Genomic DNA, 24,123 nt, shown 5'->3' with positions numbered 1-24,123 from the left:
CGCCGGCGCCCGCGCATCGAGGCGCGCTGCGGCGGCCCGTCAGCCGGCCTCTCCGCTTTGCTGCAGCGCCCACATGCTGGCGTAGCGGCCGCCCTGCTCCAGGAGCGCGGCATGGGTGCCGCGCTCGATGATGCGGCCGGCTTCCATCACCAGGATCTCGTGCGCATCCACCACCGTGGAGAGGCGGTGCGCGATCACCAGGGCCGTCTTGTTGCGCGCCGCGCTTTTCAGCTCGGCCTGGATGGCCCGCTCATTGGCTGAATCGAGCGCAGACGTCGCCTCGTCGAAGATCAGGATCGGCGGGTTCTTCAGCAGCGTGCGCGCGATCGCCACCCGCTGCTTCTCGCCGCCGGAGAGCTTGAGGCCGCGCTCGCCCACCTGCGTGGCATAACCCAGCGGCGTGGCGGCGATGAAGCCATGGATGCGCGCGGCCTGGGCGGCGGCTTCCACGGCATCCTGCGCTGCGCCCGGGTGGCCGTAGGCGATGTTGTAGGCGATGGTGTCGTTGAACAGCACGGTGTCCTGCGGCACGATGCCGATGGCGCGCCGCAGGCTGTCCTGCGTCACGGCCCGGATGTCCTGACCGGCCACCGTGATGCGGCCCGACTGGATGTCGTAGAAGCGAAAGAGCAGGCGCGCCAGCGTGGACTTGCCCGAGCCCGAGGGCCCCACCACCGCCACCGTCTTGCCGGCAGGAATCTCGAAGCTGATGCCGTGCAGGATGGGCCGCGCGCTGCCCGCACGGCTTTCGTAGGCGAAGTGCACGTCTTCGAAGCGCACGGCCGGGTGCTCCAGGTGGACCAGCGGCTGGGCGCCGGGCGCATCGGCCACCTCGCGCTCCTTGTCCATCAGGGTGAACATCTTGTCGAGGTCGGTCAGGCTCTGCTTGATCTCGCGGTAGATCACGCCCAAAAAGTTGAGCGGAATGTAGAGCTGGATCATGAAGGCGTTCACCATGACCAGATCGCCCAGCGTCATGCGGCCATCCGCCACGCCTTGCGCGGCGCGCCACAGCATGGCCACGAGGCCGGTGGCGATGATGAGCTGCTGCCCAGTGTTCAGCAGCGACAGCGAGGTCTGGCTCTTGAGCCGCGCATGGCGCAGCCGCTGCAGGCTTTCGTCGTAGCGCTGGGCTTCGAACGCCTCGTTGTTGAAGTACTTGACGGTCTCGTAGTTCAGCAGCGAGTCCACCGCCTTGGCGTGCGCGGCCGAGTCGAACTCGTTGGCCTGCCGGCGGAACTTCGTGCGCCATTCGGTCAGCAGCACGGTGAACGCGATGTACAGGCCCAGGGCGCCCAGCGTGATCCAGGCGAACCACGCGTCGAACTTGACGGCCAGCACGGTGAGCACCAGGAACACCTCGATCAGGGTGGCGCCGATGTTGAACAGCGTGAACGAGATCAGTGATTCGATGCCGCGCACGCCGCGTTCGATGTCGCGCGTCATGCCGCCCGTCTGCCGCTCCAGGTGAAAGCGCAGGCTCAAGGCATGCAGGTGCTCGAACGTCTGGAGCGCGATGCTGCGGGCCGCGCCCTGCGTGGCCTTGGCGAAGACCAGTTCCCGCAGTTCGGTCAGGATGGAGGTGGAAAGGCGCAACCCGCCATAGGCCAGCAACAGGGCGATGGGCACGACCACCACGGCGGCGGGGTCGCCCGGAGCGATCGACATGGCATCGATCAATTGCTTGAGCAGCAGCGGCACCCCGACGTTGGCCACCTTGGCCCCCACGACGAAGACCAGCGCCGCGATCACCCGCCATTTGTATTGCCAGAGATAGGGAACGAGCCGGCCGAGCGTGGCCCAGTCGGTGCGGGAGCCGGCGCCGGGGCGCGCGACGAGAGGGGGTGGGGATTCGCCGTGGGGGCGCATGAAGGACAATTCCGGTTGTTGTTTTTACCGAGATTGTGCCCATGACCGCCCTTACCAGCGCTGCGTTGACCGAATTGCCCACCGACAAGGAGCTGGTGCTCAAGGTGATTCCGATGCCGGCCGACTGCAACGCCAACGGCGACATCTTCGGCGGCTGGGTCATGGCCCAGGTGGACCTGGCGGGATCGGTGCTGCCGGCGCGCTATGTGCAGGGCCGCATGGCCACCGTGGCGGTGAACGAATTCGTATTCAAGCAGCCCGTTCGCGTGGGGGACATTCTTTCGTTCTTCTCGGCGGTCACGCGCGCACCGGACGCACCTCGGTCACGGTGGAGGTCGAGGTGTATGCAGAGCGCTTTTCAGCGCAGGGCCGGTATGTGAAGGTCACGGAAGCACGGCTGACCTATGTGGCCATTGATGCCGCAGGCAGGCCCCGTCCGCTGCCGGCCACCGCAGCGCCCGAGGGCGGCGCGGCAGGCTGAGAACGTGGAGTAAACCCCGGCGCGAAACGCCTGGCCTGCCACGGGCCGTACGTGGCAGGTCGGTGAAGCGCGCCCTCGGCGCACGCCGGGATTGATCGCAATGCCCGCCGAGGCTCAGGCCGCGGCGAGTGCAGGCGCTTCGTTGCGCGCGTTGGTGGTGTTGTTGTTGCTCACCGCATTGGCTCGGGGAGCGGGGCCCGACGTGCCGGCAAAGATTTCGCCGGCCAACTGGCCGCCCTCTTCGATCACCACCTTGCCGTAGCGGATCTTGCCGGTCACCTTGCCGGTGCTGTAGATCACGAGCTTTTCGCGCACGGTGAGCGTGCCGTCGAACTCGCCGTGGATCTCGGCGATGTCGATCTCGGCAGAGCCGCGGAAGGCGCCCTGCTCGGCGATGTGGATCACGCGGGAGTCCATCGTGGCCTCCACCGTGCCTTCGACCACGAGCGTGTCGCAATCGGTGATCTCCACCCCCTTGAGCTTGATGTTCGGGCCCACCGTCAGCTTGCTGCCCACGCCGTCGGAAACGGCACTGCCGGGCGCCGTGCCCGTGGACACGGGCTTGGCGGAAGAAGGGGTGGCGGTCGTGGCACTGTTGCCACCGGGCACCACGGTGGTCGCACCGCCGAGGACGGAAGAAGGTTGGCGAGGCTGGAATGCGTCGGGTTCACGCTTGCCGAAGAAGGGGTTTTGCACGGCCATCAGATCTCCTTGAAAAAGAGCCATGCTAGAAGCGACGTTCCGCGAAAACTCCCCGCGTTACGCAAGAACGGTAACCAAACCATTCGATCGTTGCATGCACTTGCATGCTTTGCAGCGACATACATCGCCGCGATCGTGCGTAGGCTCCGGCTACGAAACGATGTAGGCGGCAGCGCCCGCCGACATGAGGGTGCCGTCCGGGCCGAAAAACTCCATGCGCGTGCTGGCCACGCGCGAGCCCAGCCGCAGCACCTCAGCCCGCAGGGTGAAGTGGCTCCCGATGCCCGGCCGCAGATAGTCGATGCGCAGGTCGATGGTGCCCAGCTTGCCGAAGCGGTGCAGGCGCTGCGCGGGCGGCTCGTCCATGTGGCGGGCACCGATGGCCGCCATCACGGCAAGCCCCCCCATGGCATCCAGCCCCGCGCTGATGACACCGCCGTGCACGCGGTTGTAGGCGTAGTGTCCCACCAGCTCGGGCTTCATCTCGATGCGCGCCTCGACATGTGCGGCCCCCAGATGCGTGACCTTGAGACCGAGCAACTGGTTGAAGACGATGCGCTGCTCGAAGATGTCCTTCAAACCATCGATGAACTCGGCCTCGAACGGAGAGGGCTGGGCGGAATCAGGGGGTGGAGTCATCGAGGAAGGGGCAAGGGTTCAGGGCTGGAAGCCCGAATGGCGGACCACCGGCGCCCATTGCGCCTTGTAGGCCGTCAGCATTTTGGCGGTCTGGTCGCGCGAGCTGACCACGGGCACCATGTCGGCCGCCACGAAGCGGGCCTGCAGGGCCGGGTCCGCCATGACCTGGGTCACCGTGTCGGCGATGCGCCGGGCGCGGGCGGGCGGCAGCCACGCAGGCGCGTAGAGCACGTTCCAGCCGAGGGCGGACAGGCCCAGCCCCGCCTCCTTGAAGGTGGGCACCGTCGGCAGCGTGGACGACCGGTGATCGCCCGACACCGCCAGAATGCGCAGCTTGCCGGCCTTGTGCAGCGGCTCCAGCGCATCCAGCGTGTCCACGGCGATGGGGACGTGACCGCCCATCAGATCGTTGAGCAGCGGCGCGGACCCCCGATATCCGACGACGGGCAGTTGCAGGGAAAGCTTTTCCGCCAGCATCAGGGCAAAGAAATGCGGCAGGCTGCCGGTGGCCGGCACGCCGGCGGCCACCTTGTCCTGATTGGCCAGCATCCAGGCGTGCAGGTGGGCGAATTCCTTGACCGGCACGGCCGTGGACACGGCCAGACCGAACTGATAGCTCGTGATCTGGGACAGGGCCACATAGTCCTTGTCGGGGTCGTAGCCATTGTCCTTGAAGACCAGGGGCGCCACCAGCATGGTGGCCGGGTTGGCCAGCACGACCTGGTTCTGGCCGGAACTGTCGCGGTGCAACTGCTGGACGGCCAGCCGCCCCCCCGCGCCCACGCGGTTTTCCACCACCACCGGCACCGCCAGCCGGGGACCGAGGGCATCGGCCAGCAGGCGCGCGGCCCGGTCGGATGCGCCGCCGGCCGCATACGGCACCACCACCTTGAGGATGCCGCCTTCCAGCGGCACGGGTGCCGGAGCGACCGCCCCCTGCGCCAGGGCCGACGACCCCAGGGCGCCGCTGGCAAGCGATGCGCCCCATTGCACAAAGGCGCGGCGCGACGGCGCGCGGGGAGCAGCGAATGGCGAAGGTGGTTTGACAGCAGTCATGGCACGGTCCGGCAGGGGGTTTATGGATGAGCAGGAATGTACTGCCAGATTCATGCCGCCGGCATCTATCGTTATGCCCAGTTCCCAGGCAAAACGCCAGGCCGCGCCCCCTCAGATGCTGTCACACCGCGCTGAAATCCGGCCGGCGTTTCTCGACGAAGGCGCTGAACGCCTCCCGCGCCGCGGGCTCCTGCAGCATGCGACCGAAGCTCGCACCCTCCTGCGCCATGCGCTCCAGCACCGCAGCCGTCTGGCCCTGCTTCATGAGCCGCTTGGTCTCGATGAGCGCGGAAAGCGGCTTGGCCGCCAACTTGCGCGCCTGGGTCTGGGCCACCATGTTGCACTCCGTGGGCGGCACCACGCGGTTGACCAGTCCCACCTCCAGCGCCGCCTCGGCCAGGAAGGGCTCGCCCAGCAGCAGCGCCTCGGCGGCACGGTGGTAGCCCATCATCTGCGGCACGAGCAGGCTGGACGCGGCCTCGGGGCACAGCCCCAAGTTGACGAAGGGCATGGAGAACGCGGCGTTGTCGCCCGCGTAGACCAGGTCGCAGTGAAAGAGCATGGTGGTGCCGATGCCCACGGCCGGACCGCAGACCGCGGCCACCACCGGCTTCGGGAACGTGGCGATGCCGCGCAGGAAACGGAACACCGGCGAGTCCTGCGTGGACGGCGGCTTGTTCAGGAAGTCGCCGATGTCGTTGCCGGCGCTGAAGATGGCCACATCGCCCTGCAGCACGACCACGCGCACCGCGCTGTCGGCCGCGGCGGACTCCAGCGCATCCGCCAGCGCGGCGTACATCGCGGTGGTGATGGAGTTCTTTTTCTCCACGCGGTTGAAGGTGATGGTGGCCACGCCGGATTCGGTGTGAACGAGGATGTCCTGGGTCGGGGTATCGGTCATGGGAAAGCTCCTGCCATGGAAGGTCGTGGGAGGGGAAAGCGAACGGGGCGCCGGGGGCGCCTCATTCCTTGTAATAAACGATCTGGTGGCTGCTGGCCAGCATGGTGCCGGCATCGTTCCACAACTGGGCCGTCTGATCGAAAAAGCCATTGCGGAATTCTTGCGCGCGCGCCTGGCCCAGCAAGAATCCGGTGCCCGTGGCCGCCAGCTGCTCCCGCCCCGCGTGGAAATACACCGTGAGGGACACCGTGCCCGCCCGCACCCGGTGCGCACGGCGCAGCCAGACCCGCGGAAAGAACACATCGGCCAGTGCCGCCAGCGCGCAGAAGTCGAGCGGGCGGGCCGGCGCATCGCGCATCCACAGCTGCGAGAGGCTGCTGTCGCCGCTGCCGTCCCAGCGCTGCGGCAAGGCCCCGGCCACCGGCCGCAATTCGTAGCGGTCGAGCCAGGCCACGCCCAGCCCTTTGGCCAGCGGCTCCAGGGTGTCGGGGCCGGGCGCTGTCGGCATGGGGGTGTCGGCCAGGCTCCAGGTTTCGCGGCGGGCGGCGGTCACGGCGGTGCCCGTGGTGGTGGTGACCCATTCGCCGTCGGCGCCGGGCTGCACGATGGACAGCGTCCAGTGCTGCGTGGACCGGTTGGTGCGCACCGGCGTGGCCTGCACCGTGAAGGGGCCCTGCGACACCGCGCCGGCGTAATTGACGGTGAGCGACAGCGGCTCCCCCAGGCGGTCGGGGTGCTGCAGCACGGCCTGCAGCAGCACCGCGGCCGTCGCGCCGCCGAAAGGCCGACCATGTTCCAGTACGCGGGCGTGGTCCGGCCGGTGTACTGGTGGGCACCGGCCGGCTCCAGGGCCAGCGCGTCGTCCAGGGGATGGAGATCGAGAGTCATGGTGTGCGAGTGTGCCGTGATTGCTTTCTCCGTCCCGTCGTGCCGGCGACTGCCTGAACCCCGGAATGGCGGGGCGCGCAATGCGCCCCCGACCTCAGACGCGCTCGAAAATGCCTGCAGCGCCCTGCCCCATGCCCACGCACATGGTCACCATGCCGTACTTGAGGTTCTTGCGGCGCAGCGCATGCACCACCGTGGCGGCGCGGATGGCGCCCGTGGCGCCCAGAGGGTGGCCCAGGGCGATGGCGCCGCCCATGGGATTGACCTTGGAAGGGTCCAGGCCCAATTGGCGCACGACCGCCAGCGACTGCGCGGCGAAGGCTTCGTTCAACTCGAACCAGTCGATGTCTTCATGCTTGAGGCCCGCATAGCGCAACGCGGCCGGAATGGCCTCGATGGGGCCGATGCCCATGATGCTGGGCGGCACGCCCTTGCTGGCGAAGCTCACGAAGCGGGCCAACGGCGTGAGGCCGAAACGCTTCACGGCCGCCTCGCTCGCCAGGATCAGCGCGCCCGCACCGTCGCTGGTCTGCGAGCTGTTGCCGGCGGTGACCGAGCCCCGCGCGGCGAACACCGTCTTGAGCTTGGCCAGGCCTTCCAGGCTGGTGTCGGGCCGTGCGCCTTCGTCCAGCGCCACGGTGCGGGTCTTGGCGATGCTCTCGCCCGTCTCCAGGTCCGCCGTGCGGTCGGTCACCTCGATGGGCGTGATCTCGTCGGTGAACTCGCCGGCCTGCTGCGCGGCCAGCGCCTTCTGGTGCGACTGCAGCGCGAAGGCGTCCTGGTCCTCGCGCGATACCTTCCACTGCTGCGCCACCTTCTCGGCCGTGAGGCCCATGCCGTAGGCGATGCCCACGTCACCGTCCTTGTCGAAGATGCTGGGCGACAGCGAGGGCGTGTTGCCCATCATGGGCACCATGCTCATGCTTTCCACTCCGGCGGCGATCATCACGTCGGCCTCGCCCACGCGGATGCGGTCGGCCGCCATCTGCACGGCCGACAGGCCCGAGGCGCAGAAACGGTTCACGGTGATGCCGCCCACGCTGGTGGGCAGCCCCGCCAGCACGGCGCCGATGCGCGCCACGTTCAGCCCCTGGGCGCCTTCGGGAATCGCGCAGCCGCAGATGATGTCTTCGATGGAGGCCGGGTCCAGCCCGGGCACCTGGGCCAGGGCCGCCTTGAGGGTGGTCGCCAGCAGATCGTCGGGGCGGGTGTTGCGGAAGAAGCCGCGGTGCGACTTGCCGATGGGCGTGCGCGTGGCGGCGACGATGTAGGCGTCCTGCATTTGTTTTGCCATGGAGAAGGCTCCTTCAATCGATCAATCGATCGGTCAGTCAATCAGTTACTTGGCGGGGCGGCTGGACGGAATCCAGGCCCACGTGAATTCGCATTCCACCGGCTCGATGCCGGCCTCGTCGGTCACGGTGACCTGCACCTGCATCTCGCCCTTGTCGCTGTCCTGCATGGCCTGGCGCTGCGCGTCGGTCAGCACAGCCACCGCGCGCAAGGCGCCCGTGGCGCGCTTGCGAAAGGCCATCTTCAGGTCCTTGGCCAGCGGCAGGCAGTCGTCGCGCACGTTCAGGCCCATCGCCATGCCCGTGGCCGTCTCGGCCAGCAGGTTCATGGCCGAGGCATGGATGCTGCCGACGTGATTGCGCACGCGGTGCTCGTTGGGCAGGCGCACTTCCACGCGGTTCGGCGACATCTCGATGAACTCCACGCGCGCCGTGCGGGTGAACGGCACGGCGCGGCGCAGCACCAGGTTGCGCACCCAGGGGCGCAGGAACTTCGGGAACTCGTCCACCTGTTCCAGCTGGAGCTGCATGCGGTTGGGCGGGAATGCGCCGGTGGAGGTCGTCATGCGGTCGTCCGATGGCACATCAGTTGCGCAGGGGCTTGCCGGTGTTCAGCATGCCCAGGATGCGCTCCTGCGTCTTGGGGTGCTGGATGAGCGCGCAGAAGGCCTTGCGCTCCAGCGCCATCAGGTATTCCTCGCTCACCAGCGTGCCGGCGTCCACGTCGCCGCCGCACACGATCTCGGCGATCAGGGTGGCGATGTGCTGGTCGTGGTCGCTGATGAAGCCACCGTCGCGCATGTTCACCAGCGAGCCGCGGATGGTGGCGATGCCGCTGCGACCGGCCACGGGGAACAGGCGCTTGTTGGGCGCGCGCCAGCCGCTGGCCGCCATCGCCTTGGCCTCGTTCAGGGCGACGAACAGCACCTCGTCCTTGTGCGGCACGACGATGTCGCTGTCCAGCAGGTAGCCGAGCTTCTTCGATTCCAGCGCGCTGGTGCCCACCTTGGCCATGGCCGCCGCGGTGAAGCCTTCGGTCAGGAAGGGCAGGATGTCCTTGCCCGTGGAGGCGGCGGCGTTCTCGGCCGCACGGCGCGCGATGTAGGTCAGGCCGCCGGCGCCCGGCACCAGGCCCACGCCCACTTCGACGAGGCCGATGTAGCTTTCCATGTGCGCCACGCGGCGGGCCGAATACACGGCCAGCTCGCAGCCGCCACCCAGTGCCATGCCGTGGATGGCGGACACCACCGGCACCTGGGCGTAGCGCAGGCGCAGCATGAGGTTCTGCAGTTCCTGCTCGACGCTTTCGATGGCCGAGATGCCGGCCACGACGAAGGCCGGCATGGTGGCGGCCAGATCGGCGCCCACGCTGAACGGCGCGTCGCCGGACCAGATCACCAGCCCGTCGTATTCGCGCTCGGCGGTGTCGATGGCTTCGACGAGGCCCTCCATCACGTCGGGGCTGATCGCATGCATCTTGCTCTGGATGCTGGCGATCAGGATCCGGCTACCGGAGGGGCCTCCATCCTTGTCCAGCGTCCAGGTGCGCAGCGCATCGGACTCGGACACCGTGGTGCCGGCCGTGCGCCAGTCGGGCAGCGCCTCGCCCAGCAGCTTCTCGGGGAAGTGCTGGCGCTCGTACACGGGCAGCTGGCGGCGCGGCACGAACTTGGCGCGCGAAGCGCTCCACGATCCTTCGGCCGTGTGCACGCCGCCGGCCTCGGCCACCGGGCCCTTGAAAACCCAGTCGGGCAGCGGCGCCTTGCTGAGCGCCTTGCCGGCGTCGATGTCCTCCTGGATCATCTTCGCTACCTCCAGCCAGCCGGCTTCCTGCCACAGCTCGAAGGGGCCCTGCTTCATGCCGAAGCCCCATCGCATGGCCTGGTCCACGTCGCGCGCGTTGTCAGCGATGGTGCCCAGGTGCACGGCAGCGTAATGGAAACTGTTGCGCAGGATGGCCCAGAGGAAACGGCCCTGCGCGCCCTCGGCATGGCGCAGCAGCTTCAGGCGCTCGCCGGCGGGCTTCTTCAGCATGCGGGCATACACCTCGTCGGCCTTCTGGCCACCGGGCACGTACTCGCCGCTTTCCAGGTCGAAGCGCAGGATGTCGCGGCCCACCTTCTTGTAGAAGCCCGCCTTGGCCTTCTGGCCCAGGTTCTTCATCTCGATGAGTTTGTTCAGCACCTCGGGCGTGCCGAAGCTGCCGTAGAACGGATCGCTCTCTTCGGTCAGGTTGTCCTGGAGCGTCTTGATGACGTGCGCCATGGTGTCCAGGCCCACCACGTCGGCGGTGCGGAAGGTGCCGCTGCTGGCGCGGCCCAGCTTCTTGCCCGTGAGATCGTCCACCACGTCGTAGGTCAGGCCGAAGTTCTCCACTTCCTTCATCGTCGCCAGCATGCCGGCGATGCCGACGCGATTGGCGATGAAGTTGGGCGTGTCGTGCGCGCGCACCACGCCCTTGCCGAGGCCGCTGGTCACGAAGGCTTCGAGCTGGTCGAGCACCTCGGGCCGGGTCGTCGGCGTGTCGATCAGCTCCACCAGCGTCATGTAGCGCGGCGGGTTGAAGAAGTGGATGCCGCAAAAGCGCGGCTTGATGGCGTCGGGCAGCGCCTCGCTCAGGCGCGTGATCGACAGGCCGGAGGTGTTCGAGGCCACGATGGCGCCGGGTGCGACGAAGGGCGCGATCTTCTTGTAGAGATCGAGCTTCCAGTCCATGCGCTCGGCGATCGCTTCGATGATGAGATCGCACCCGCGCAGCTGCTCCAGGTGCTCTTCATAGTTGGCCTGGCCGATCAGCGCGGCGTCTTCCGCCACGCCCAGCGGCGCGGGCTTGAGCTTCTTGAGCCCCTCGATGGCCTTGGTGACGATGCCGTTCTTCGGGCCTTCCTTGGCAGGCAGGTCGAACAGGACGACCGGCACTTTCACGTTGGCGAGGTGGGCGGCGATCTGCGCACCCATCACGCCCGCGCCGAGCACGGCGACTTTCTTCACTTGGAATCGGGACATGGTTGGTTTCTTTGGAATGGGTTACTGCATGCGCTGCCAGACCTGCGTGCGCCAGAACGGGCCGAGGTAGCCGCGCACCTCCAGCTTGGCGCCGCCGTCGATGGGCGTGAAGCTGGCGCGGTATTCCTTGCCGTTTTCGGGGTCGAGGATCTTGCCGCCCTCCCACACGTCCTTGCCTTCGGCCTTCTTGCCGCCCCGGATGATCTCCAGGCCGGCGATGGGCTGGCCCTTGCGGTCGTCCTGGCATTCGACGCAGACCGCATCGGCGGGCGTGTCCTTCTTCAGCGACTTCTCGATGCGCCCGGTGAGCGCGCCGCCCGTTTCGGCGATGCGGATCTCGGCCTTGGCCTCGCCCGTCTTGTCGTCGATGCTGCGCCACCCGCCCACGGGCGACATCTGGGCCCACGCGGGGGCGGCCACGGCCACACACAACATCGCTGCTAGCGTTTTATTCATAACGGCTCCAGTGCAAAAAAAGGCGGGGAAGGGGGCGGCCGGTGCGGTCAGGCCAGCGCGGCGTCGGTGTCCATCAGCGGCTTGGCGCCGGCACGCGCGGTGCGCATCAGCGTGGCCGTTTCGGGGAACAGCTTGGCGAAGTAGAAACGCGCCGTCTGCAGCTTGGCGACATAGAACGGGTCGGTGTTGCCATTGGCAATCTCGCGCAGCGCCACCTGCGCCATGCGGGCGAACAGGTAGCCGAACACCAGGTGGCCGGCCACGCGCAGGTAGTCCACGGCGGCAGCGCCCACTTCGTCGGGGTTCTGGAAGCCCTTGAAGCCGATCTCGGTGGTGAACTTGGTCATCTGCTCGCCCAGGTAGGCGATAGGGTTGATGAACTCGGCCATCTTCTCGTTCACGCCCTCTTCCTGCACCAGCTGGCCCACCAGCTTGCCGAACTTCTTGAGCGTGGCGCCGTTGTTGCCCAGCACCTTGCGGCCCAGCAGGTCCAGCGACTGGATGGTGTTGGTGCCTTCATAGATCATGTTGATGCGGTTGTCGCGCACGAACTGCTCCATGCCCCATTCCTTGATGAAGCCATGGCCGCCGAAGACCTGCATGCAGGCGTTGGTGGCGATGTGCCCGTTGTCGGTGATGAAGGCCTTGACGATGGGCGTGAGCAGCGCCACCAGTTCGTCCGCCTCCTGGCGCACCTTTTCGTCGGGATGGCTGTGCGATTTGTCGAGCAGCAGTGTGCAGTAGATCTGCAGCGCGCGGGCGCCTTCGGCGTAGGCCTTGGCGGTCAGCAGCATCTTGCGCACGTCGGGGTGCACGATGATCGGGTCGGCATCCTTGTCCTTGGCTTTCGTGCCCGACAGGCTGCGCATCTGCGTGCGGTCCTTGGCGTAGGCCAGCGCGTTCTGGAACGCCACTTCGGTCAGGCCCAGCGACTGGTTACCCACGCCCAGGCGCGCGGCATTCATCATCACGAACATGGCCTGCAGGCCCTTGTGCGGCTGGCCCACCAGCGTGCCGATGGCGCCGTCGATGGCGATCTGCGCCGTGGCGTTGCCGTGGATGCCCATCTTGTGCTCCAGCCCGGCGCAGAAGATCGGGTTGCGCTCGCCCAGCGAGCCGTCGGCGTTCACGTGGTACTTGGGCACGATGAACAGGCTGATGCCCTTGCTGCCCTTGGGCGCATCAGGCAGGCGGGCCAGCACCAGGTGGACGATGTTCTCGGTGAAATCGTGTTCACCCGCGCTGATGAAGATCTTGTTGCCGGTGATCTTGTAGGTGCCTTCGGGCGCGCCGGCCACGGGCTCGGCCTTGGTACGCAGCAGCCCCAGGTCGGTACCGCAATGGGGCTCGGTCAAGCACATGGTGCCGGTCCATTCGCCGCTGGTCAGCTTGGGCAGGTAGAGCTTCTTTTGCTCGGGCGTGCCGTGCGCGTGCAGCGCCTCGTAGGCGCCGTGCGACAGGCCGGGGTACATCGTCCAGGCCTGGTTGGCGCTGTTGAGCATTTCATACAGGCACTGGTTCAGCACGAACGGCAGGCCCTGGCCGCCGTATTCGGTCTCGCAGCTCAGGGCCGCCCAGCCGCCTTCCACGTACTGCGCGTAGGCCTGCTTGAAACCCTTGGGCGTGGTCACCTCGTGCGTTGCTTTGTCGAGCGTGCAGCCTTCCTCGTCCCCGCTGATGTTGAGCGGGAACGCCACGCCGGTGGCGAACTTGCCCGCCTCTTCCAGCACGGCGTTGATGGTGTCCACGTCCACGTCGGCATGCTTGGGCAGGGCCTTCAGTTCTTCGGTCGCCTTGAACACCTCGTGCAGTACGAATTGCATGTCGCGAAGGGGCGGCGTGTAGGTCGGCATGGGGAGGCTCCTTGGATGGAAAGGGTGGGAAATGAAAAGGAAAGAGGGAGAGAGAGAAAAACGCGAAACGGGTCGGTTAATCCTGCGCGGATGGCGGTGCGCCATAGCGGGTGAGGATGCTGTCGAAGCCGGCATTGGCCCGGTCGATGGAGCCGGGCGTCTGCAGGAAGCGCGCCTCGTAGTGCAGCGCCAGGATGAGGCCGTGGATCTCGAACAGCATCTGCTCGGCATTCACGTCGCCGCGCAGTTCGCCCTGCTCCTTGCACTGGTCGATGGCGCGCTTCATGGCGGCCAGCCAAGTCAGCACCGAACTGGCCAGCGCATCGCGCACCGGGCCGGTGCGGTCGTCGAACTCCACGGCACCGCTGATGTAGATGCAGCCCGAATCGATTTCGATGGAGGTGCGCTTCATCCAGTTGCCGAACAGGGCCCGCAAGCGCGGCAGGCCCCGTGGGGCGGACACGGCCGGGTAGAACACTTCCTGCTCGAAGCGCGCGTGGTATTCGCGGATGACGGAGATCTGCAGCTCCTCACGCGAACCGAAATGGGCGAACACGCCGGACTTGCTCATGCCCGTCACGTCCGCCAGCGCCCCGATCGACAGGCCTTCCAGCCCGATGTGCGTGGCCAGGCCCAGCGCGGCCTCGACGATCGCCGCCTTGGTCTGCTGGCCCTTTTGCAAGGCACGGCCTTCGCGGGTGCTGGCGGAGCGAACGGAGCGGGATGGGAGGGAGGTGACCGGCATGGAGAAAATAAAACGAACGATCGTGCTATTTTGCATGAAAACGCCGGGCCTGCCCATCCCGCGGGGCGATGAGGGGCTCCGCACCGGGAAAACCCCTAGCCGCGCGCGCAACGCTGGAACGGCGGGACGAAGCAACGCAGTGCGACCGCGCCAAGCGGCAACGCCAGCCCGGCCGGCCGGGCTGGCACGCTTCGGGGGAAGTAGAAAGTCTGGAATGCCTGGCGTCACCCAGGCAGCAGGACCCGCAGCCGGCCTGGGGCAGCGGGTCAGAGCAGCAGCGCGAGCGTGGCCTCGAGGTGCTCGCTGGGCGCGCGCCGGAAGCCCGAGCGCGCATGCCGCTGCAGCCGCCCCCGCACCAGGTCGCACAGCGCCGCGGCGCGCACCTGGGCATCGACCGTGGGCGCATCGGCCCCGGCGGCCTGTGCGGCGGGGCGCAGGCACTGCCGCAGGCTCGATTCGATCTTGTCGAAGAACTGGTTCATGCGCTGCTGCAGGCGCTCGTTCTCCAGCACCAGGGCATCGCCCACCATCACGCGCACCATGCCCGGGTTGCGCTCGCCGAACTGCAGCACCATGGCGATGATGCGCGCGGCCTGCTGCGTGCCCGAGGTGTCGGACTGCGCACCGCGCTCCATGATCTGGTTCACCAGCGTGAGGACCGATTGCTCGATGAAATCGATCAATCCCTCGAACATTTGCGCCTTGCTGGCGAAGTGCCGGTAGAGCGCAGCCTCGCTGACCGAAAGGCGCGCCGCCAGCGCGGCCGTGGTGATGCGCTCCGAGCCGGGCTGCTCCAGCATGCCGGCCAGCGCCTGGAGGATCTGCACCCGCCGCTCCCCCGGCTTGGGACGTTTGCGGACCGCAGGGACGTCTTGCGCCACAGTGGTGGCGACAGGTTCAGGCAGGGACTGGAGTTCAGGCATGGGCAACAGATGTATGCAATTGATTCTCGCACACGGGTCCTGCCGGGCTTCGTGGAGACAGCCCCCATCATTTCCAGCACCACGCTGCGCCGTCAGAGCGGTGAAACCATCAGCGCAACAGGCGGCTACCGGACCTTGCGCGCCGGCGCGAAAAACACCGTCACCACCAGCCCCCGGCCGGCCGGCCCGCGCCCCAGGCCCAGCGCCGCGCCGTGCACGCGCGCGATCTCGTCGGCAATGGCCAGCCCCAGTCCGGTGCCCTCCCCCGCAGCCCCCGGCACCCGGTAAAAGCGCTGCAGCACCCGCGCCTGCTCCGCCTCGGGAATGCCCGGTCCGTCGTCCTCGACTTGCAGGAAGGCGCCGCCGTTCGCAGCGCCGCCGCAGCGGATGGTCACGGCACCACCGGCCGGCGTGTATTTGATGGCGTTGTCCACCAGGTTGGTGAGCAGCTCGCGCAGCAGCCAGCCGTGGCCCACGGCGCGGGCCGGCGCGACCTCCAGCCCCAGGTCCAGCCCCTTGGCGGTGGCCGCGTCGAGGAACGCCTCCAGCAGGCTTTCGCACAGGTCCTTCAGATCCACGCTCTGCATGGCCTGCGCGTCCAGGCTGCGGGCATCCGCGCGCGACAGGGCCAGCAACTGGTGCGCCAGCTTGGAGGTGCGGCGCGTGGCCTGCCGCAGCTTCTCGATCTGATCCGCTCCTAAATATATAGCACCATGCCCTAGTACCATTTGTGCTGGAGCCTGTTTTGATCCATGACCCTCCCGACCGCTGCCCGCCTGCGCGGACAGCGCCCAGGCTTCCACCTGCGCCTGCAGGCTGGCCAGCGGCGTGCGCAGCTGGTGCGCGGCGTCGGCCACGAAGCGGCGCTGCCCCTCGGCCTGCTCGTTCACCAGGGCGAACAGCCGGTTCAGCGAATACACCAGGGGCCGCACCTCCACGGGTGACGCGGCTTCGTCGATCGGGTTCAAGTCCCGGGGCGAGCGCCGGGCGACGGCCTCGGCCAGGTCCACCAGCGGCTTGAACGCGCGGCGCACGGCCCAGTGGATCGCCAGCGCCGCGGCCGCCACCAGCACCAGGTTGGGCAGCAGCACGCGCAGCAGCATCTGCTTGCCCCACTGCTGGCGCGGATCGGATCCGTCGGCCAGCGCCACCACCAGCTCGCCCGCCCCCGTGCGGCTGCGCTGGACGGCCACGCGGTAGGTGACGCTGTCGTACTCGACGCTGTGGAACTCGGGGTCGTGCGTGGCCGGCACGGCGCTCTGCACCCAGTCCTCGCCCAGCAGCACGCGGCCGGACAGGTCCTGCACGCTGTAGCCGGCAAAGCCGCTGTTCTGGCGCAGGAACTCCTCCACCGGGGGCGCGAGCAGCAGCAGCGGCGGGCCGCCGTCGCTCACGGGCGGGGCCACCACCGAGTCGGCCAGCGCCGGCAGCAGCCGCAGAAGGCGCTGGTCGTGCCGGCTGGCGGCCTCGTCCGCCGAACGGTAGTCGAGCCACGCGCCCGCCAGCGCCAGGGCGCACAGCGGCAGGATCAGCAGCAGCAGCAGCCGGATGCGCAGCGCGGAGGTCATGGCGGCGGCCGGGGTGTGCGGGTGTAGGGGTGGGCGGGCGCGGAGACGGCGGGGTGCTCAGCCGCGCGGGGGCTGCAGTTCCAGCCGGTAGCCGAAACCCCGGATGGAGCGCAGCGCCACGCCATTGGGCTCCAGCTTGCTGCGCAGGCGCGACACGTACACCTCCACCGCATTGGGCGTGATTTCCTTGTCCCAGCCGGTCAGGGCCTGCAGCAGCTTTTCCTTGCTGGCCGGCTTGGGCGCGTGGATCAGCAGGTATTCCAGCACCGTCCACTCTCGCGGGCCCAGCTCGATGGGCTGGCGCGCATGGGGATCGCTGGCGGTGCGGATGCTCACGGTGCGGCCGGCGGTGTCCAGCTCCAGCGGCCCGAAGCTCAGGATGGCCGTGGTCGCGGCCTGAGAGCGCCGCAGCAGGGCACGCAGCCGCGCCAGCAGCTCGGGCAGCTCGTAGGGCTTGACCATGTAGTCGTCAGCACCCAGGTCGAGCCCCTGCACGCGGTCGTGCAGGGCGTCGCGCGCCGTGAGGATGAGCACCGGCATGGCCGGATGGGCCATCTCGGGGCGGCGCAGGCAGCGGGTGAGTTCCAGCCCGTCCATGCCCGGCAGGCCGATGTCGATGATCGCGGCGTCGAACGATTCGGTGCGCAGCACCTCTTCGGCCCGCTCGCCGCTGCCCACCCAGTCCACCGCATAGCCCGCATCGGTCAGGCCCAGCTTGATGCCGCTGGCCAGCATGACGTCGTCCTCGACCAGCAGCAGGCGCATCGCCCTGTCACCCGCTCAGGAACGGACCGGCGCGGCACCGCCGGGGGCGGCGCGCTGCACGGCGGGCGAGGCGCAAACCGGCATCTCAGTGGCTGCGGATCATGGTGCCGTAGGCCTGCTCGGTCAGGATTTCCAGCAGCATGGCGTGCGGCACGCGGCCGTCGATGATGTGCACCGCGTTCACCCCGGCCTTGGCGGCATCGAGGGCGCCGGCGATCTTGGGCAGCATGCCGCCGGAGATGGTGCCGTCGGCGAACAGCGTGTCGATCTCGCGGGCGGTGAGGTCGGTGAGCAGCTCGCCCGCCTTGTTCAGCACGCCCGGGATGTTGGTGAGCAGCACGAGCTTCTCGGCCTGCAGCACGGTGGCGAGCTTGCTGGCCACGACGTCGGCGTTGATGTTGTAGCTCTCGTTGTTCTCGCCGAAGCCGATGGGGCTGATGACGGGGATGAACGCATCGTCCTGCAGCGCCTTGACCACGCTCGGGTCGATGGAGACGATGTCGCCCACCTGGCCGATGTCGTGCTCGATGCTCGGGTCCTTGTTGTCCACCATCTTGAGCTTCTGGGCGCGGATCATGCCGCCGTCGCGCCCCGTGAGGCCCACGGCCTTGCCGCCCGCCTGGTTGATCAGGCCCACGATGTCCTGCTGGACTTCGCCCGCCAGCACCCACTCCACGACTTCCATGGTTTCGGCGTCGGTCACCCGCATGCCCTGAATGAACTGCCCCTTCTTGCCCAGGCGGTTGAGCGCGGTCTCGATCTGCGGGCCGCCGCCGTGCACCACCACCGGGTTCATGCCCACCAGCTTGAGCAGCACCACGTCTTCGGCGAAGTCGGCCTGCAGCGCCGGGTCGGTCATGGCGTTGCCGCCGTATTTGATGACCATGGTCTTGCCATGGAACTTGCGGATGTAGGGCAGCGCCTGGGCCAGGATTTCGGCCTTGTCGCGCGGAGCAATCGAAAGAAGGTCGGTCGTCATGAAGAGCTCGCGGCTGAAGGAGCGGTTAAGCGATGGAGATGCGCATTGTGCCTTGCCCCGGCGCCCTGACGGCGCTGGGGCGGGACGGGCGGGGGCGAGGGCCCGGGCGGCGCCGTTCAGCAGCGGCCCGCGGGCGGTCTTCAGTGCCGCAGCCAGCTGGGCACCTTGAAGCGCACGATGGCCAGGTAGGCGGAGACGTAGGCGATCATGAACAGGGCGCAGAAGATCGCCAGCACGACCGTATTGCTCCAGAACAGCACCGCGGGCACCACCGTCAGCAGGGTGAAGCCCCACAGGTAGGGCGAGGTGCGGTTGTTGCGCATGAGCACCCGGCGGGACTCGTCGTCGTGGAACACCCCGCGCACGATGCGCCGGTAGATGAGCTGATGGAAATGCAGCGCGTCCGCCACGCCGGGCGAGACCCCGCGCACCAGCTTGCGGTAGATGGAAAAGACGGTCTCCCAGACCGGGTAGATCAGCAGCAGCATGGGGAACCAGGGCGACACGTCCTGGTTGCGCTGCACGAGCGAGATGCTGCCCAGCGCGATCACCACGCCCCAGATGTAGGAGCCCCCGTCGCCGGCGAAGATCATGCCGCGCGGGTAGTTCCATACCAGGAACCCGGCCGTGGCCGCCGCCGTGCAAACGAACAGCGTCGCGAGCGACCGGTCCCCCACCTGCAGGCTGACGTGCGCCAGCGCCAGGCAGACGATGAACGCCACCATGCCCGCCAGGCCGTTGTAGCCGTCGATGATGTTGAAGGCGTGCGGCAGCCCGGCCACCGCCAGCACCACGATCACCATGCCCAGCCAGGGCGTCTGGGCCAGGAAGCCGTCCAGCCAGGGCAGGCCCATGCGCTGCACGTTCAACTGCAGCACCATCAGCGCCAGCCCGCCCGACAGCGCCGTGAGCAGCAGGCGGTAGCGCACGGTCAGGCGCTGCGTCAGGTCTTCCACGATGCCGCCCACCGCCGACGGCAGGAGCGCCACGATCCACCACACCACCCAGGCGCCGAGCCGCAGCGAGCCCGGATCGCCCATCCACGACGTCTGAACCACCCCCAGCATCCAGCTGCAGGCCATGCCAGCCAGCAGCGCCGCCCCGCCCAGCCGGGGAATATCCCCCAGGTGGAATCGCTGCGGCATGGTGTCGCCGTACACGGACGCGTGGTCGCGCCCCCATCGGACGATGCCCGCAGCCACCAGCGTGGAAACCAGAAACGCAACCAGAGACAACCAGATCATGGAGCGCCGATGGTATGCGGGCCGCGGGGGCCCTCCGGTAACAAAGATCGTGCCTGCCGGTACACCGGCGAGCGCCACAGCCGCCACAGGCTTCGCACATGCCAGGCGAGGTAGGCCATGCGGCGCTGGCTGTCGCGCTGCCCGACGTGGCCCACGCGGGCCGCGCCCTTGTGCAGCCGCAGGCCCCTCAGCCGCATGCGCAAGCTCAAATCCACATCCTCGCAATACATGAAATACCCTTCATCGAACCCCTCCAGCACGTCCCACACCGCGCGCCGCATCACCAGGAACGCCGCGTTCACCCAGTCCACCCGGTGCTCCCGGTGCCCGAGCACGCGGCGGCGCCACAGCGCGGCGGGCGAAGGCAGCTCGCGCTCGGAATCCTGCAACTGGCCGCGGCCGTCCACCTGCTCCGGGTAGGCGCAGCCCACGTCCGCCGGCAGGGCGGCCTCGCACAGCGCAGGAAACGGGTTCGCGCCGAGCAGGCTGACGTCGGGGTTCAGCACGCAGACCATCGGCTCGACCGCCCCGCGCAATGCGCGGTTGTGGTTGGCGCCGAAACCCAGCGGCGACGCATTGTGGCGAATCTCCAGCACGAAGGGCCAGCCCGCGGCGGGGGCCTGCGGCTCGGCCTCGGGCAGGTTGAGCGTGAGCACCACGCGCGACACGCTGGCCCCGCACAGGCGCGCCAGATCCTGCAGCAAAGCCTGCACCCAGGGCCCGTGGCCGTGGCTGATCAGCGAGACCACCAGGCCCCGTTCCGCATTGAGAGATGACGTCATGAACCCGGTATTGTCGTCTGCCTCGCACACCGTCCTGCCAGGCGGGCCGCTGCCATGCGCCCGTCATAATCCGGGGATGACCCAAACAATCGAGGATTTGCACGTCTATCTGCGCACCATCAAGCAAGACGAACGCACCTCCCTTTCCGTGCTGGCGAGCCTTGTCCGCGAGGGATCCACGGTGCTCGACCTGGGCTGCGGCAGCGGCGCACTCGGGCAATATCTGGCAGAGACCCGGGGCTGCACCAGCGATGGCGTGACGCTCAGCGAAGCCGAGGCCGAACACGCCCGCCCCCACTACCGGCGCGTGGAAGTGTCCGATCTGGAGACATGCGATCTGGTTACCCTTTTTACCGGCCAGCGCTACGACTACATCGTGTGTGCCGACGTGCTCGAGCACCTGCGCCGCCCGGAGGGCATCCTGACCCAGTGTCGTGAGCTGCTGGCAAACGGTGGTCAACTGCTGATTTCGGTACCCAACGCCGGCTACTGCGGCCTGGTGGCCGAATTGCTGCAGGGCGAATTCCGCTACCGCGAGGAAGGCCTGCTGGACCGCACCCACCTTCGCTTCTTCACCCGGCGGTCGCTGGGACGGTTCCTGGGCGAGCAGCGCTGGGCCGTCGACCAGATCGACACCGTGCGCCGCGAGGTGCCTGAATCGGAGTTCAAGGCCGCCTTCGACCTGCTGCCACCGGCCGTGTCGCGCCATCTGCTCGGCACACCCGATGCCATGACCTACCAGTTCATCGCCGCGGCGCAGCCTGTCGCCCAGGCCATCGCCCTGGACCAGAGCGGCACGCCGGACCCGGAGGAAGCCCATGCCCTGTTCACGGCCCAGCTCTACCTGGGCCAGAACGGCGAATACGCCGAAGACCGCAAGCTGACCGCCACCGGCATCATCGGCCACGAACGACAGACAGTGCGCTTCGCCCTGCCCGAGACGCCCAGCCCCCTCACCAACCTGAGGCTCGACCCGGCGGACCGCCCCGGCTTCATGCACCTGCACGGCATCACCCTGCGCAATGCCCAGGGCGATGCGGTGTGGACGTGGCAGGCCGACACTGCATCGCGTTCGCTGCTGGCCCGCTCGCCCCACAGCCAGATCGTGTGGGAGCAGCCCATGCCGGCTGCCTCCCCCGCCACCCTGCTGCTGCTCACCGGGGACGACCCCTGGCTGGAGCTGCCGATCCCCCGGGATGTACTGGCCGCCCACGCCGGCCCCGGGGCCGCACTGGACATCGACCTGGGATGGCCCATGTCCGCCGACTACCTGACGCTGTCGGGCGCCGTGTTCCCCTTGCAGGACCGCATCGCCATGCTGGAAAAGGACGCTGCCCGGGCCCGGCACGAGGCCGAGCAACGGCTGAACCAGACCCGCGAGGCGCTCGAACTGGAAAAGCGCGCTTTGGGCGAGCAAAAGGAAGTGCTCGAGGGCGACAAGCGCACCCTGGAGTACACCAATCAGGCCTTGCAGGAACACAACGCCACGCTCAAGGACAGCACCCAGACGCTGCTGCGCCAGCGGGCCGACCTGCAGCAGGAATCCGCCCAGTTCCAGCGCAACGCCACCCGCCTGCAGCATGAACTGGGCCGCCTGCAGCACGACTACGGCGCCCTCGCCCACCACTTGAAAACGATCGAAAACTCCACCGTGTTCCGCGCGACCCGCCCCCTTGTCCACACCAAGATGCGCGTGGACCGCCTTCTGGGCCGTGCGCCCAAGCATGCCGCCGCAGCGGCGGCAACGCAGGGGCCCGTGCAGGTCACGCCGCCGCCGCACCCCGTGGATGTGATCGTGCCCGTCTACCGGGGCCTGGCCGACACACAGATGTGCGTCGATTCCGTGCTGGCCAGCCCGTGCGCCACGCCCTACCGCCTCATCGTCATCAACGACGCCAGCCCCGAACCCGAAGTCACCGCGTGGCTGCGCGAGCGGGCCACGCAGGACGAGCGCATCGTGCTGCTGGAGAACGAGGAGAACCTCGGCTTCGTCGGCACCGTCAACCGCGGCATGGCGCTGAGCGGCAGCAACGACGTGCTGCTGCTCAACAGCGACACGGAGGTCGCCAACGACTGGCTCGACCGCATCCGCAATGCCGCCTACGGCGACGCCAAGGTGGCCTCGGTCACCCCGTTCTCCAACAACGCCACCATCTGCAGCTACCCGCGCTTTTGCAAGGACAACGACCTGCCGCCCGGCTACGACACGGCCCGTCTGGACGCGCTGTGCGCCAGGACCAACCCGGGCGCGGTCGTGGACGTGCCCACGGGCGTCGGCTTTTGCATGTACATCCGGCGCGATTGCCTGGTGCAGCTGGGCCTGTTCGATACCGAGCACTTCGGCAAGGGCTACGGCGAGGAAAACGATTTCTGCCAACGCGCGCACGCGGCCGGCTGGCGCAACCTGCACCTGCTGGACACCTTCGTGCTGCACACCGGCGGGGTCAGCTTCGGCGACAGCAAGAGCCCGCGCGAACTCGCGGCCATGGAAACCCTGCGCCGCCTGCATCCGCGCTACGAGCGCGACGTGCACGCGTTCGTGCAGGCCGATCCGGCGCAGCCCTACCGCCTGGCGCTCGACGTGGCCCGCATCGCCGAGGCCGGCGTGCCGGCCGTGCTCGCCGTGCTGCACGACCGGGCCGGTGGCACGGTCCGGCATGTGCGCGAACTGGCGGTGCGCCTGGCGGACCAGGCCACCTTCCTGACCCTCACGCCCGCGCCCGGGCACAGCGTGCGGCTGCGCATGGCGGGGCAGGACGAGGGCTTCGAGCTCACCTTCCGCCTGAACGACCAGTACGACGACCTGCTCGGCGTGCTGCGGCAGTTGGGCGTGCGGCAGGTGCACTTCCACCACCTGCTGGGCCACGGCCAGGAAGTGCGCAATATCCCGCACCTGCTGGATGTGCCCTACGACTTCACCGCGCACGACTACTACAGCTATTGCACGCACATCTCGATGACCGACACGACCAACCGGTACGCCGGCGAGATCGGTCCCGGGCAATGCAAGTGCTGCACGCCAGAAATGCATTCCCCCCTGGGCGGCACCGTCGCCGAATGGCGTGGCGCGAATGCGCGCCTGCTCACCGGCGCACGCCGGGTGCTGGCGCCCAGCCACGACACGGCGCGGCGCATCGCCGGCTTCGCGCCGGCGGCGCACGTGCACGCCGTGCCGCACACCGATCTGCCCGACAGCGCGGCGCTGCCGCTGCCCGCGCCGCGCACGCTGCAGCCTGGCCAACGGCTGCGGGTGGTGGTGATCGGTGCCCTGAGCGCCATCAAGGGCGCGGACGTGCTGGAAGCCGTGGCCGCCGAGGCGGCCCGCCGCAACGCCCTCGTGGATTTCCACCTGATCGGCTACGGCTACCGCCACCTTCAGACACAGCCCCGCGCCCGCCTGACCATCCATGGCGAGTACGAAGAAAAGGACCTGCCCGGCCTGCTGCAATGGCTGGAGCCGGACCTGGTCTGGTTCCCCGCCCAGTGGCCGGAGACCTACAGCTACACCCTGAGCGCCGCGCTGCTGGCCGGCCTGCCGGTGGTCGTGCCCGACATCGGCGCCTTCGCCGAGCGGCTGGCGGGCCGGCCCTGGAGCTGGGTGCACCCCTGGGATGCCACGCCCGCCCAATGGCTGGCCTGGTTCACCGAGGTCCGCGACCGGCACTTCGCCCAGGGCGAGGCCCCGGCCCTGGCCGAGGCGCAGCCGCAAGCACCCGTGCCGCACGAATCCTCTGCTCCGTTCCGCTATGCAACCGATTACCTGGCAGACATCGCGCCCGCCAACGCCCTGCCCCCCATGACCCTGGCCGACCTGCAGCCCTACCTGCCCCAGGCCACGCCCAGCGCCGCTGCCAAGTCGGGCATGCTGTCGGCGGTGGTCTATCTGCGCTCGCTGCCGGTGCTGCGCGGCGTTGCACGGCGCATCCCGGCGCAGTGGCAACGCCGGGTCAAGAACTGGTTGCAAGCCTGAGCCG

General features: G+C 68.3%; 18 protein-coding genes and 2 pseudogenes. 2 read left to right on the top strand and 18 right to left on the bottom strand.

The genetic code is table 11. The features are described from left to right. Positions 1-39: 39 nt before the first annotated feature. The gene (locus tag AVAK2825_RS11485; RefSeq protein WP_284398178.1) at positions 40-1,869 is read right to left on the bottom strand and encodes an ABCB family ABC transporter ATP-binding protein/permease; all 1,830 of its coding nucleotides are present in this window, start codon (positions 1,867-1,869) and stop codon (positions 40-42) included. A 41-nt stretch (positions 1,870-1,910) separates the two neighbouring features. Between AVAK2825_RS11485 and AVAK2825_RS11480 the strand changes: the two are divergent. Next, positions 1,911-2,350 (top strand): annotated as a pseudogene (locus AVAK2825_RS11480) (acyl-CoA thioesterase). Positions 2,351-2,464: 114 nt separating this feature from the next. Here AVAK2825_RS11480 and AVAK2825_RS11475 read toward each other — a convergent pair. The 17 genes and pseudogenes from AVAK2825_RS11475 to AVAK2825_RS11395 all read right to left on the bottom strand — a co-directional run bounded on the left by AVAK2825_RS11475 (position 2,465) and on the right by AVAK2825_RS11395 (position 20,149). Then, on the bottom strand, positions 2,465-3,052 hold the full coding sequence (locus AVAK2825_RS11475) for a bactofilin family protein (protein ID WP_272565143.1): 588 nt from the start codon (positions 3,050-3,052) through the stop codon (positions 2,465-2,467). A 150-nt stretch (positions 3,053-3,202) separates the two neighbouring features. Further along, positions 3,203-3,691 (bottom strand): thioesterase family protein, encoded by a 489-nt coding sequence (locus AVAK2825_RS11470; protein WP_284398167.1) that lies wholly within the window; start codon positions 3,689-3,691, stop codon positions 3,203-3,205. A gap of 18 nt (positions 3,692-3,709) precedes the next feature. Then, entirely contained in the window at positions 3,710-4,747 is a 1,038-nt protein-coding gene (locus AVAK2825_RS11465) for a tripartite tricarboxylate transporter substrate-binding protein (protein WP_284398164.1), read from the bottom strand. A gap of 121 nt (positions 4,748-4,868) precedes the next feature. Next, positions 4,869-5,648 carry an enoyl-CoA hydratase gene (locus AVAK2825_RS11460; RefSeq protein WP_272565146.1) on the bottom strand — a complete coding sequence of 260 codons (780 nt, stop codon included), beginning with the start codon at positions 5,646-5,648 and terminating at the stop codon, positions 4,869-4,871. Positions 5,649-5,709: 61 nt separating this feature from the next. Continuing rightward, positions 5,710-6,536, bottom strand: a pseudogene (locus tag AVAK2825_RS11455) (acyl-CoA thioesterase). Between the two features lie 94 nt (positions 6,537-6,630). After that, complete coding sequence (locus AVAK2825_RS11450; protein ID WP_284398160.1) at positions 6,631-7,830, bottom strand: acetyl-CoA C-acyltransferase; 1,200 nt, start codon at positions 7,828-7,830, stop codon at positions 6,631-6,633. Between the two features lie 45 nt (positions 7,831-7,875). Further along, a complete protein-coding gene (locus AVAK2825_RS11445; protein WP_272565149.1) occupies positions 7,876-8,394 on the bottom strand; it encodes a DUF4442 domain-containing protein in 519 nt (172 codons plus the stop codon). A gap of 19 nt (positions 8,395-8,413) precedes the next feature. Then, complete coding sequence (locus AVAK2825_RS11440; protein WP_284398158.1) at positions 8,414-10,834, bottom strand: 3-hydroxyacyl-CoA dehydrogenase/enoyl-CoA hydratase family protein; 2,421 nt, start codon at positions 10,832-10,834, stop codon at positions 8,414-8,416. 21 nt (positions 10,835-10,855) lie between these two features. Next, positions 10,856-11,290 carry a DUF2147 domain-containing protein gene (locus AVAK2825_RS11435; protein WP_284398156.1) on the bottom strand — a complete coding sequence of 145 codons (435 nt, stop codon included), beginning with the start codon at positions 11,288-11,290 and terminating at the stop codon, positions 10,856-10,858. Between the two features lie 47 nt (positions 11,291-11,337). Beyond that, positions 11,338-13,143 (bottom strand): acyl-CoA dehydrogenase C-terminal domain-containing protein, encoded by a 1,806-nt coding sequence (locus AVAK2825_RS11430; protein WP_272565152.1) that lies wholly within the window; start codon positions 13,141-13,143, stop codon positions 11,338-11,340. A gap of 76 nt (positions 13,144-13,219) precedes the next feature. Then, positions 13,220-13,888, bottom strand: coding sequence for a TetR/AcrR family transcriptional regulator (locus AVAK2825_RS11425; RefSeq protein ID WP_284398153.1), 669 nt, complete (start codon positions 13,886-13,888; stop codon positions 13,220-13,222). A gap of 266 nt (positions 13,889-14,154) precedes the next feature. Beyond that, positions 14,155-14,811 carry a nucleoid occlusion factor SlmA gene (slmA, locus tag AVAK2825_RS11420; RefSeq protein ID WP_284398150.1) on the bottom strand — a complete coding sequence of 219 codons (657 nt, stop codon included), beginning with the start codon at positions 14,809-14,811 and terminating at the stop codon, positions 14,155-14,157. A gap of 125 nt (positions 14,812-14,936) precedes the next feature. After that, positions 14,937-16,379, bottom strand: a complete 1,443-nt coding sequence (locus tag AVAK2825_RS11415) for an ATP-binding protein (RefSeq protein WP_284398147.1) — start codon at positions 16,377-16,379, stop codon at positions 14,937-14,939. A gap of 57 nt (positions 16,380-16,436) precedes the next feature. Continuing rightward, positions 16,437-17,144 (bottom strand): response regulator transcription factor, encoded by a 708-nt coding sequence (locus AVAK2825_RS11410; RefSeq protein WP_272565155.1) that lies wholly within the window; start codon positions 17,142-17,144, stop codon positions 16,437-16,439. Positions 17,145-17,229: 85 nt separating this feature from the next. Continuing rightward, positions 17,230-18,123: an acetylglutamate kinase gene (gene argB / locus AVAK2825_RS11405; protein ID WP_092745378.1), complete on the bottom strand. Its 894-nt coding sequence runs from the start codon at positions 18,121-18,123 to the stop codon at positions 17,230-17,232. A 140-nt stretch (positions 18,124-18,263) separates the two neighbouring features. Continuing rightward, positions 18,264-19,367 (bottom strand): glycosyltransferase family 4 protein, encoded by a 1,104-nt coding sequence (locus tag AVAK2825_RS11400; RefSeq protein ID WP_284398141.1) that lies wholly within the window; start codon positions 19,365-19,367, stop codon positions 18,264-18,266. Beyond that, entirely contained in the window at positions 19,364-20,149 is a 786-nt protein-coding gene (locus tag AVAK2825_RS11395; RefSeq protein ID WP_284398136.1) for a glycosyltransferase family protein, read from the bottom strand. Before AVAK2825_RS11395 ends, AVAK2825_RS11400 begins: the two co-directional genes overlap by 4 nt. 76 nt (positions 20,150-20,225) lie before the next feature. Here AVAK2825_RS11395 and AVAK2825_RS11390 point away from each other — a divergent pair, with 76 nt between their 5' ends. Beyond that, a complete protein-coding gene (locus tag AVAK2825_RS11390; RefSeq protein ID WP_284398133.1) occupies positions 20,226-24,119 on the top strand; it encodes a methyltransferase domain-containing protein in 3,894 nt (1,297 codons plus the stop codon). Positions 24,120-24,123 lie beyond the last annotated feature (4 nt).

Source organism: Acidovorax sp. SUPP2825, assembly GCF_030158995.1.
Taxonomy (GTDB): domain Bacteria; phylum Pseudomonadota; class Gammaproteobacteria; order Burkholderiales; family Burkholderiaceae_C; genus Paracidovorax.
This window is presented reverse-complemented; position numbering and strand designations above follow the sequence as displayed.